An 11,052-nucleotide genomic window follows, 5' to 3' on the forward strand; every position below is an offset into this window, starting at 1 on the left:
CGAGTTCAAAGAACCCGTCTTTTTGGTATAATTGTTATATGCAAAAACAAACTATACAAAAGAATTATGCAGAAAATAGTGGGGTTTATCAACTCGTTCTCCCACTGAACATGGAAGTAATAATACCAGAAGATGACTCGGTAAGACTGCTATGCCATATAACTGAGGGATTAGATTATACAAATCTTAATAAGGCGTACTCTTCTAAGGGGAGAAATCCAGCAGTTAAACCTAAGACATTATTCAAAGTATTAGTGTATGCTTACATGAACGACATTTACACAAGCAGAAAAATAGAAGAAGCTTGTAGGAGAGACATAAATTTCATGTGGTTGCTCCAAGGGCAGAAGGTTCCCGACCATAATACGATTGCTCGTTTCCGCAATGGTAGACTGAAAGGAATTATAGAAGGGCTCTTCAACCAATTGGTCGTTAAACTCGGTGAACTGGGCGAGATTCAGTATGAAAATATTTTTATCGATGGTACAAAAATCGAGGCCTATGCCAATAAATATACGTTTGTATGGAAGAAAACCACCATCAAAAATGAACAAAAATTGCAATAGAAAGCCAGGGCGTTTCTAGCAAAACTCAATAAAGAGTTCGAAACCGGTATTTCATTAGGTGAGTCGTCAATCGTAGAAACCCTACAGAAATACCTTGTTTTTCTGAAAGAGAAGCAAAAAGCCGAAAAAATAGAGTTTGTTTCTGGAAAGGGAAAACGTAAGACTAATCTGCAAAGGGCGACAGAGACTCTGGAAGAGTTCTTGGAAAAACAAACCAAATATGATCGTTACAACGAGCTTTTTGATGGTCGAAATAGCTTCTCAAAGACTGATACGGACGCCACATTTATGCATATGAAAGAAGATCACATGAGAAATTCTCAGCTAAAGCCAGGGTACAATGTGCAGATTGGCGTGGAGGCTGAATATATCGTTGGATTAGCCCTATCGAGTGAGCGCTCCGATCAATTGACGCTTATTCCTTTTTTGGATAAGCTCATTGAAAACTTACCTAAAAGATATCTTAATGTCATTGCAGATGCGGGCTACGAAAGTGAAGAAAACTATGTTTATCTTGAGAAACATGGACTAAAGCCTTTCATTAAGCCACAGACCTATGAAATAATGAAGAAAAAGAGCTTTAGTAAGATTATTGGTAAACGAGAAAACATGGTCTATGATGCGGACAAAGACGAATATCTTTGTCGTAATAATAAAAAACTCATAGTTGTTGGGAAGACGACAAGAACTTCAAAAAGTGGTTATAAATCCGACGTCACTATATATGAATGCGAGAGTTGTGAAGGCTGTTCATTCAAAAAACAATGTACCAAAGCAGCTGGTAATAAGAAACTATCTGCATCAAAACTATTTTTGGAAAAACGAGCAGAATCCTTACATAATATCACAACGGCTGAAGGTATCTTGCTAAGAATGAATCGATCTATCCAGGTTGAAGGGGCTTTTGGAGTGCTGAAGGAAGATCATAGTTTCCGTAGATTTGTAATGCGTGGTAAAAAGAATGTTGAAACTGAATTTTTGCTATTGAGTTTTGGTTTTAACCTTAATAAGTTGCATAACAAAATACAGCAAGACCGATGCGGATGTTCCTTACATAAAATAAAGGTTGCGTAATTCTGCTTATGACCTTAATAAGGGGGTTTTTAGAGAGAGTCAACGAACCCTCTCTTTTGTCGTTCCCAAATTTAACATTAAAAGTGTGAAATCCTTAGAAAGTATTTTGGTTTCACACTCTTATCTTATTCTTTCCTAAACATTAGAAAGAGACAGCCTTTTCGTGATGTCGTAGACATCATTTTGAGACAGCCCCTTGAAAAGGTAATATTTATGAACTAAATGCTACTTTAACTGAAAAACTTGTGTAGGTATAATTTTTTCCGGGAGCCAAGGTTATAGTACAATGGTTTTCCGCAAAAGTGGGGCGGGACGCCCCACAATAAACATAGATCAGAGCCAATTAAACTGAATCAACTTATTTCAGTGGCCATTAATCCTAAGCTCTTTCTACTGGGTGACACATTTACTAATATTTCAAATTTTATAGTCTTGCAGTTCTGCAAGCTATACTCTTTGATCTGAATATCATTGAATACTTCCAGCATATCCTTTTCATTCCTGACCAAGATTACTTTATTCTACGATACCTTAATATCAAAAACAATCTGCCCGTTAGCTTCCAATTCTGATTCAATCAATTCCACAACTTCATCTTCCAAGACCCTGACTCGAATATCCGCCTTGATATCGATTACCTTTAAACTACTCTTTTCTTCCAAATGCAGGTTTTTGACTATATCTCTATTATCTATGGCTTCAACTTGAATCTTCTTGTATTTCTCATAGAGATAGGTAATGTCACTCCAACAGCTTTACCAGTTCAAGCTCATTTTCCCCCAGTTCACACCGTGAATGAAGGTTTCCCATTACAAGGCGTTCCATCAGAATGAGCAGTCAGCAAAAACTACCAACAGTTTTGGTATAAATTACATATTCACTATGGTTCCACGATACCCCAAAACTGTTAGGGTTTAAAATGATTATTTAATATTGTTTTACAGCTCTAATCATCCATATTACTAAATCATTATAAGCGTCCTCGTATTCCAAACTGCTACAATATTTTTTTAAAACTGGATTAAAACGTTCAATTATTTGTGATAAAGCATTTCTTTCTCCACTTTTAGCTTTTAATATTAAACTTTCCAAACTTTCGTTAGTTTGCATAATTTCTCTCCTTCCTTAATTCAACTGATTAATTTCTTAATTGCTTCATATTAACTTATATTATCAGACTAATAATCGATTTTATGTCAAATTATACTGTAGGTATATGGAGAATATTGGGTTATTCTATCGTTTTTTTCGACTGCGAGCTGATTAGAATATTCTGAGAATAAACACCACCCGCTTAGTGGGTGGTTTGCTCTAGCCCCATAAGGGAATCTAACTCAATGCTCGCTGAATGGTCTTTCAGCCGCACATTTCTTCAAACCATCCCTAAAGGGGTAATATTATTTTTTTTTACTTTTGTCTTCTGGCTCACCTGTGAACGTGTATATATATTCTTTCAGACTAATTTGATCTTATGATATGTCCTCTTGATGTTAATTTTTGATATATTTGTTATATTGCCTTCTAATTGCGCGAGACAGTATTCAAATAAGATATTGATGAATATAAGATCGATGAAGATAATTGGACAGAAGGTTTTATTAATGTTGAATAATACGATGATAGATTCTATGTTATTGTTAACATTTCAAACTATAAAATAAGTAGATATTAAAATGAATGGTTTAATTCAAGGTCAACGGACGTAAAAATTGTTGGCCTACTTTTTTTAAAAAGCCGACACTACGCCCTGGATGTTGAGGGCAATGTCACAGGCAGCAACTTGAAGGCTGGGACAAGCACGTATGACCAAAGTTCCTTTGTCTACGATGTCCGAGACAATTTGATCACAGAAACCGATGGGGACGGCAAGGTCACCACCTATAATTATGATGAGGGTGGGCGCTTAACCTCTAAAGTCCTTCCGAATGGCAGTTCTGAGACATTCAGCTACGATTCTGTGGATAATGTGAGTCAGGTGCAGCTTTCCAGCGGAGAAAAATACACGTACACCTATGACCGAGAAGGCAGACCGCTCGATGCGAAGGCGTACTCTGGTGCTACGATGACCGATGAGATTCAAGCCACCTATGATGCGATAGGCAATCTGTTAAGCTACTCGGACGGTAAAGCCGCAACTGTGCCCAGTCCGGCACCACCATACTTCGAGATCAGCTGAACCGGATTACCAGCTATAGCTTGTCATATAAAGCCGGGACGGGCATCCCTTTTAGTTTCGGCTATATGGGGAACGGCCTGCCAAGTACAGTTACGGCGGACAGTAAAAACTTTTCTCTAATCTATGATGACGGGGACCAATTGATTAACCGGAACAATCCCGATGGGACTCAAGATGTCTACACCTATAACGATGCTGGTCAGGTGACAGGGGTTAAAACAGGAAAAGTAGACACCTCGAAGGGAGGCTCTATCCTCACTCCCCAATGGTCCAGCCAGTATACTTTTGATGCGGACGGAAGAATTAGCACAGTGACGGGAAGCAGGCCGTCAGGTGCCGGCCTCAGTGAGAGTTACACCTATAACAACGGCACTGAAAGTTGAACCGACTAACGAAGGCGGTGATTGACGGGACTACGTTCAATTACCAGTATGATTCGGCAGGTAACCTTACCAGCATGAGCTTGCCGGGCTTGGGAACCAAGATGTTCACTTATGATGCGGATAATCGGATTACGAACTCCGGGTTCAGCTATGATGCGAACGGAAATCTGACTAGCGCCGCAATGTATGGGACAGCTACCGGTACAGCTATGATGCGGAGAATCGCTTAACGGCAGTCTTCATTCATAGGACGAATCTAGCTGAATTTTAAACCCAGTTTTTTGTAAACATGTGCATAAGAAGATGGCTTATTAAAGTTACAGTAAAATCTGTTGATAACTGTGCTGAAACTACATATAATAAGAGCATAATTAAGTCGGAATTTTGCACAGGGAGTGATGAATAAATGATTATTAAACCCACATCAGCACTGAGGACAGAGCTTGGTGAAATAACAAAAATATGTAAAGAAAGGTCTGAACCTGTTTATTTAACTAAAAATGGTGAGGGCGAGTTGGTAGTAATGAGTATTGCTGCTTTTGAACGCAGAGAAGCAATGCTAATCCTAAGAACTAAGCTGTTAGAAGCTGAACAACAACGTCTTAGCGGTGCCCCAACCTATACTACAGATGATGTGAGAAAATATATCAAAGGTTTGAACAATGAGCAAGTATAAGATCACAATATTACAGATTGCCCGTGAGGACATTGGGCAAATATTCTTTTACATTGCTGAAGATAGATCGAAATCCGCGCTTGCGATGATTGACAAGATTATTAACAAAATTGATACACTTGCAGAACTACCGTTCATTGGTAAAATCGTACAGGATAATGAGCTGGCAAAACAGGAATACCGTATGCTGATTATCGATAGCTACATTATTTTTTATAAGGTAATTGATGACGAGGTCGTAGTATACAGAGTACTTCATGGAATGCGGGACTATCCCGACTTATTGAAATAACGCAGAGCGCCTCCTTCGTCCGCTCCCCCGGTGTCGTAATGTGTCTCCTAGCGTCGCCGTTTCGCACAGGGTCCGGGAACCTCTCGTTTCTTTCATTATTCGATATTCTAGAGTTTATATACTTTGCTATAGTTGGATACCTCGGCATGTGGTGAAATAAGGATGTCGATAAAGAGCAGGCATTTATGCGAGGTGGGGCTATGTCGAGGAAAAAGAGGGTGTGGGTTCCTGGGGGCACTTACCATATCACGAGTAGAGGTATTCATCAGCAAAATATCTTTCGAGATGATGAAGATTGAGATTTCTATCTAAAAACATTTCGTAAGGCATGGAAGGAGCTGATGCAGCTCTTCGAAGAGTAAGAGATGAAACTACTTGCCTCTTCCGACAGTGACGGTAAGTCAAATTCGTCAGCGCTGACGAATTTGACTTACACCCAAGCGCTCATCCTGGCAGGTTCTCGAACCCCTGTTATCTTGATAGGGGGTTAATTTTGATGATGTAGTTTGTTCATGTAGCGCCTTGTTAAGCAGGGTGTTTAATTTTATAATTAGCGTATATCAATTTCTGAAAATTAAAGGGGGAATTCAAATGCCATTTATTCAAATGGAAGCAGGCAAATACACAAAAGAGCAAAAGGAAAAACTGATTAGTGGCTTTACTAAGCTAGCTAGTGAGACTCTAGGTATTCCAGAAGACAAATTTATCGTATTGCTGAAAGAAAATGAATTAGACAACTGGGGTACTGGGGGCAAGATGCTTAGTAAGGTATTAGCAGAGCAGTAAAAACGATTAATGATCTTTAAGAGGAGACGCCTGAGCGTCTCCTCTTAAAATTAATAGTTAAACTTAAAAACACGTTTCTACACAAAAAGGAAGGCTAAAGCCATAATAGCATAGGCCGCCAAAAGCTGTGCTCCTTCAAGCCAGTTAGAGCGCCCATCCAAATTAATCATTGCGGTTATAACGATCCCCATGATGATGACGATGAGTTCATAACTGGTAAACAGGAGATCAAGAGGGTGGCCCATAAAGTAGCCTAGAAATACTAACAGAGGGGCGACAAAGAGCGCAATTTGAGTGCTTGAGCCAATGGCAATTTCTAGACTGATTTCCATTTTATTTTTCAGGGCCATGATTACGCTGGTGGAATGTTCAGCGGCATTGCCGATGATCGGAATAACGATAACTCCAATGAAGAGTTCGCTGATCCCCAGAGTTTTAACTACAGGATCAATTCCTTCCACCAGAAATTCGCTTTCTAAGACGACGAATAACGTAGCAATGAGTAAAATCAACAAAGCTTTCGGTTTTGACCATGTTGGATTTTCTGAATGTTCTTGACTCGGCCGAAAAACATCCTTGTGTGTATGAAGAGAGAAGATTAAACTTAATAAATAGACGAGCATCAGGACAAAGGCAACGCCAAGGCTTAAGGGCTCTGCAGCGGGATTGGAGTGTGTGTTTAGAAAGACAGCGGGAATGATCAGTCCAGTAACAGCCATAAGGAGCATCGAAGTATGCATACCAGCTGCTGCTTGATTGAACTTTTGAGTCTTATACTTAAAACCGCCAAGGAGCATGCTTAATCCCAAGACCAGAAGAAGGTTGCCGATGATGGAGCCTGTTATTGAGGCTTTGACCACTTCAACAAGGCCAGCCTTTAGGGCGAAAATGGTGATGATCAGTTCTGCAGCATTACCAAAGGTGGCATTAAGTAAACCTCCAATTCTTGGACCAACAAAGATGGCTATTTCTTCTGTGGCTTTCCCCATATAGCCGGCAAGTGGAATTATGCTTAAACCCGCAGCGATAAAAAGTAAGACAGGTGAGTAATCAGACAGTCGAAGGAAAATACTGGCGGGAATCGCCAAAAGTAACAGATTGAGAAACTTCAAAAACCTAACCTCCTTTTAATCTATCATTTCTAAAACAATTAAAATCTATTTGAGTAAATATGTCAAATAAAGGAATTGATATTTTGTCTCAATAACAAGGGTGGAAGCTAAGCTACCACCTGTTTTCGTTTTAAAGGGAGACTTGTGGCAAATATTATAAGGTTAGCAGACGTGGTTTAAGTGCTTTGAATCAAATAGAGTACAAGGAAGATCCCGACTGCAAGAACTGAAATGGTAAGCAGTATGCTAAGTATTGATGAGGTATGATATGTATCTTCGTTTATTTGTCTCTCGACCTTCTTATAGCGGATATATGCAAGCACGCTCATTAAGGCCCCGAGACCTACGAGGAAGATTCCGGCAATTGCAGAATAACCATGAGAAGGAGGTAGTACACTTTCAATATTTGGTTGTTTTAACACGTAGGACATTTGCTTTATGAACAATGCAAATCTCTCCACAACAAAACCGAATGCCATTATCCCAATGCTTGTTCTAATCCACGCCAGAAATGTCCTTTCATTTGCCATATGAACACGGCGGTTACCAACACCTACAGGTTTCTTTTGGTCAATTATTTCTAGCATACAGTTACCTCCCAATAATTATAGTTTAACAATTAAAACAATAATTGTAAAAACAATTAATTTATAAGGTATGAATTCGATCATGCATTGCAGTTATTCTGCATAAATCTGAATAATACGACATAATATATTTGTCAGCTAAGGAATTGAGCAATAGTATAAATCGATTATGATCATACAGATCTGCTATAGACTTGGCGATAACACGATGTTAATCTTTACTTGAGGTCCGGTGAATTATAAAAAAGGGAGTGAAAGTGAATGGTTTTAGGTGTCCTCGCCATTATTGTAATTGACGCTGTTTTAGTGATGCTTTTCCTTAAATATAGCCACCTGTCGTTCATAAAACCTAGAGGAGGACGAAAGCATGTCTAAACATGCAATGGCGGAAGGTTGACACTGAGATAGCCCTCCTAAAAGTTAAACACTGCAATGTAAATAAGCAAATTATTAAAACGGCTCACAAGCCGTTTTAATAATTTGCTTATTGGTTTAAGAAGGAAAAAGACGTCTCCTTAATACTTGCTCTAAAGGGTTTGAGTGCGGAGCAGAGCCTTATGCTTTAGAGGATTTCACTTACTAGTGCAGACCAGTTTTTCCCTTTATAAGCGTTATAACCTCGAGTATGAGCGTAACCGTAAATCTTAGTGCCTGAAGTATCCTTTTCAAAGATATATCCGTAAGTTTCGCCTTTCATCGCGAGTTGGGCAGCACTAAGGTGCTTCAAATTATCCGAAAGAATACCCTTGCGGTTTCGGCAAGCAATGACGTAGCCAGCGTTATTGATAATGAATATGTCCCCATTCTTACCGATGCGAGCTGATTCAATAATGTCATAAATAAAATTCCAATTAAACCTGGTGGAGAAGTACCCTAATAACTGACCTTCGTCATTGCGGATCGGACATGTATAAGCCACGGTATGCGATTTATCAATATTGGAAAGATAAAGATCACTTACAGAGATGGCGTTTGCAGCTTTAGCGTCTTTAAACCAGACTTTATCTGCCATGTTCTGTCCGATGAATTCATGGTGGACACCTGCTGAAACGATAGTGCCTTCAGTATCCAGCACATAAAGGTCTAGATAAACTTCATAAATGTCAACAAGTTTTTTAAGTAACGTGTTAGTTACAGAAAAGCGATCGGTATCTGTCGTGCAAAAGCAGTTTTTCACTTTATCAAAACCGGCCCATGCTTGGGCATCACAATTGCGTTCAAAAAGATTCCGATCAATTTTATCGATTGTGTCATAAGCGACATCGGCAGTACGTACAGCCATTATTTCATTGGCCTTGCTTTGGATATTTTCAATGATTTTGGTACTTTCTTTAGTTGAAGTTAAACTGCGTGTAGCCAGCTTTTTTATTTCATCCGCCACCACGCTAAAGCCTCGACCTGCTTCGCCTGCTCTTGCCGCTTCGATTGCAGAATTAAGAGACAAAAGATTGGTATGTTGGGCGATTTGTCGGATGGAATCGATGACTTGCCCCATTTCTTGGTTAGCGTCTTTAAGTTCACTAAGTAGAATGGAAGAATCAATAACAAGTTTGTCGTTGGACATGTAGACACCACCTCTTAAAAATAAACATAGCCCACCCAAAAATCAGGTAGGCTTCATTGCCAATTCTGATTTTTATTATATGATAGACGTAGGAAATTGCAACATATTTCTTTTTTGCCTAACTAATTTAAGGATTTTTTGCGGATATTCTTAAAGAAAACTTGGCTGGCGCCCGAAGACACTGTCTTCGCACGAATTAGCATTCTTGCAGTATACAAACGAAGTTTATACTTTCTGACTAGTACGATAAAAGAGATTTCGTTGGAGGAGAAACACAACTAGTGAGCTTACGATAAGTACTCTAGACTAGGAACGGCAAATGATAAATCACTAAACGTGAGCACGTCATTGAACTCAAGAAAGTTATAAGCGTTTTTTTGGGCATTCTCCATAAGTTCAGATATCGGAGTTGTAGTAAGGATAACATCCTTTGGTTGAAGTAATTGGTGAATAAGGCCGAAATGCTGAGAGTTGAAGCGAATAGTAATGTGGATTTCATTCTCCCAAGTTACTTGGAGGACATAGGCATCCTTGTGTTCAGTCGCAAACCAATTATAGGTATACCCTGACAGACCGGATTGATTGATCGCTTTAACTTCTTTACTAAATTCCTTTACATATAGAATAAGCACATCGCGTCCATTTTCAAGTTTGCCAAAGGCTGATTGTTCAGGTGTGTAAGCTTGAGTAAACATCTTAATCCCCCTCTATATAAAATTATCTTTACCCGCTCGAAAAGTAATATTGTGTTGTCTATTATAGCTTACTTATTTTAGTCTTGAAAGTCTGTTAGTACAAATAGTATGTTATTATGCCTTAGCCTTAGTTCCTCAAATGAAATGTAGCAAGGGGTATGTAAATCAATACTTTTCAGATTGTCGTGAAGGAAAAATCCTATCTTAAATTGAATTGTAATTGTGGAGGTGATAAAGGTGTTTTTTAAACCATTGTTTGAAAATGATGTTCCTGTTGAACTTCGGTCTTGAACAGATTGAAGTACGGAGGAAAATAAATGACAAATAAACATCTGGGTTCAATATACCTAGCTACAGCTGCAACAATTTGGGGTGGCATGTATGTTGTTAGTAAAGTTGTGCTTACAGTCATCCAGCCAATAGAGTTAGTTTGGCTTCGCTATGTGGTGGCTCTTATCACACTTATAACGGTCGGAATGGTCACTCGCCAATCTTGGCGTATTCGTAGGCAGGATTTCCCCCATATTCTAGCAATCGGTGTGATCGGTTATGACATTTCAATCTGGACTCAGTTTGTTGGAACGAAGCTCTCATCCGCTCAAATGGGGGCAATGATTACCTCGGCTACACCAGCGTTAATGGTTATATTTGCTCGTCTCTTGCTGAAAGAAAAGATCACTTTTCGAAAAGGGTTGTCAACTTGCATAGCTATGATTGGCGTATTATGCATAGTAGGAGTTGGAGATATAGGAGATGCAAATCAGCTTGGTGGTATGGTGTTAGGGATAGCTGCTTTATCTTGGGCATTAATGTCTGTGCTGATAAAACGAATCCCCAGTAGTTATTCTCAACTTGTCGTTACCACTTACGCTATTTTAATAGCGACAGTGCTAATAACACCGTTTGCTTTTTTCCAGATAGACCAAGCCCAGATCTATGCTCTCTCACAACCAGCTATTTGGAGCGGAGTTTTGTATCTTGGTATCGTTGCTACAGCTGCTGCTTTTTTTCTGTGGAACAAAGGGTTGCAAATGGTTGATGCAGGTAGTGGAGGTCTTTACTTTTTCTTTCAGCCTATTGCAGGTACCTTATTGGCTTGGCTTTTCCTGGGAGAACGTGTTGGCATTACATTTTGGATCGG

At 39.3% G+C, this 11,052-nt stretch carries 13 protein-coding genes and 2 pseudogenes; 9 read left to right on the plus strand and 6 right to left on the minus strand.

Annotated features, from left to right (window positions below; genetic code table 11):
* Positions 1-38 precede the first annotated feature (38 nt).
* Positions 39-1,640: pseudogene (locus DOT_RS28915) on the plus strand (IS1182 family transposase).
* A gap of 521 nt (positions 1,641-2,161) precedes the next feature.
* Here the strand turns inward: DOT_RS28915 and DOT_RS30685 are convergent.
* Positions 2,162-2,302, minus strand: coding sequence for a hypothetical protein (locus DOT_RS30685; RefSeq protein ID WP_009622515.1), 141 nt, complete (start codon positions 2,300-2,302; stop codon positions 2,162-2,164).
* Between the two features lie 265 nt (positions 2,303-2,567).
* Positions 2,568-2,750, minus strand: coding sequence for a helix-turn-helix domain-containing protein (locus tag DOT_RS19460; RefSeq protein ID WP_040412982.1), 183 nt, complete (start codon positions 2,748-2,750; stop codon positions 2,568-2,570).
* A gap of 670 nt (positions 2,751-3,420) precedes the next feature.
* Between DOT_RS19460 and DOT_RS19465 the strand changes: the two genes are divergently transcribed.
* From DOT_RS19465 to dmpI, 7 genes and pseudogenes are all read left to right on the plus strand, one after another.
* Positions 3,421-3,816, plus strand: coding sequence for an RHS repeat domain-containing protein (locus DOT_RS19465; RefSeq protein WP_009622517.1), 396 nt, complete (start codon positions 3,421-3,423; stop codon positions 3,814-3,816).
* Between the two features lie 65 nt (positions 3,817-3,881).
* Positions 3,882-4,199: a hypothetical protein gene (locus tag DOT_RS19470; protein WP_009622518.1), complete on the plus strand. Its 318-nt coding sequence runs from the start codon at positions 3,882-3,884 to the stop codon at positions 4,197-4,199.
* The gene (locus DOT_RS19475) at positions 4,196-4,429 is read left to right on the plus strand and encodes a hypothetical protein (RefSeq protein WP_040412964.1); all 234 of its coding nucleotides are present in this window, start codon (positions 4,196-4,198) and stop codon (positions 4,427-4,429) included. The genes DOT_RS19470 and DOT_RS19475 overlap by 4 nt, the downstream gene beginning before the upstream one ends.
* A 176-nt stretch (positions 4,430-4,605) precedes the next feature.
* A complete protein-coding gene (locus DOT_RS19480; protein WP_009622520.1) occupies positions 4,606-4,875 on the plus strand; it encodes a type II toxin-antitoxin system prevent-host-death family antitoxin in 270 nt (89 codons plus the stop codon).
* Complete coding sequence (locus tag DOT_RS19485) at positions 4,862-5,167, plus strand: type II toxin-antitoxin system RelE/ParE family toxin (protein WP_040412967.1); 306 nt, start codon at positions 4,862-4,864, stop codon at positions 5,165-5,167. Before DOT_RS19480 ends, DOT_RS19485 begins: the two co-directional genes overlap by 14 nt.
* A gap of 338 nt (positions 5,168-5,505) precedes the next feature.
* Positions 5,506-5,625 (plus strand): annotated as a pseudogene (locus tag DOT_RS31990) (DUF3102 domain-containing protein); the annotation flags it as partial.
* A gap of 133 nt (positions 5,626-5,758) precedes the next feature.
* Positions 5,759-5,953, plus strand: coding sequence for a 4-oxalocrotonate tautomerase DmpI (gene dmpI / locus DOT_RS19490; RefSeq protein WP_009622524.1), 195 nt, complete (start codon positions 5,759-5,761; stop codon positions 5,951-5,953).
* A gap of 77 nt (positions 5,954-6,030) precedes the next feature.
* Here the strand turns inward: dmpI and cax are convergent, their stop codons facing one another.
* The 4 genes from cax to DOT_RS19510 all read right to left on the minus strand — a co-directional run bounded on the left by cax (position 6,031) and on the right by DOT_RS19510 (position 9,911).
* The gene (gene cax, locus DOT_RS19495; protein WP_009622525.1) at positions 6,031-7,065 is read right to left on the minus strand and encodes a calcium/proton exchanger; all 1,035 of its coding nucleotides are present in this window, start codon (positions 7,063-7,065) and stop codon (positions 6,031-6,033) included.
* A gap of 176 nt (positions 7,066-7,241) precedes the next feature.
* Positions 7,242-7,652 carry a DUF202 domain-containing protein gene (locus tag DOT_RS19500; protein ID WP_009622526.1) on the minus strand — a complete coding sequence of 137 codons (411 nt, stop codon included), beginning with the start codon at positions 7,650-7,652 and terminating at the stop codon, positions 7,242-7,244.
* A gap of 562 nt (positions 7,653-8,214) precedes the next feature.
* On the minus strand, positions 8,215-9,216 hold the full coding sequence (locus DOT_RS19505) for a methyl-accepting chemotaxis protein (protein WP_009622529.1): 1,002 nt from the start codon (positions 9,214-9,216) through the stop codon (positions 8,215-8,217).
* 287 nt (positions 9,217-9,503) lie between these two features.
* A complete protein-coding gene (locus tag DOT_RS19510; protein ID WP_009622531.1) occupies positions 9,504-9,911 on the minus strand; it encodes a hypothetical protein in 408 nt (135 codons plus the stop codon).
* Between the two features lie 317 nt (positions 9,912-10,228).
* Here DOT_RS19510 and DOT_RS19515 point away from each other — a divergent pair.
* The coding region (locus DOT_RS19515) for an EamA family transporter (protein ID WP_009622533.1) at positions 10,229-11,052 on the plus strand (824 nt) is incomplete at its 3' end.

It is taken from the genome of Desulfosporosinus sp. OT, from assembly GCF_000224515.1.
Classification (GTDB): domain Bacteria; phylum Bacillota; class Desulfitobacteriia; order Desulfitobacteriales; family Desulfitobacteriaceae; genus Desulfosporosinus.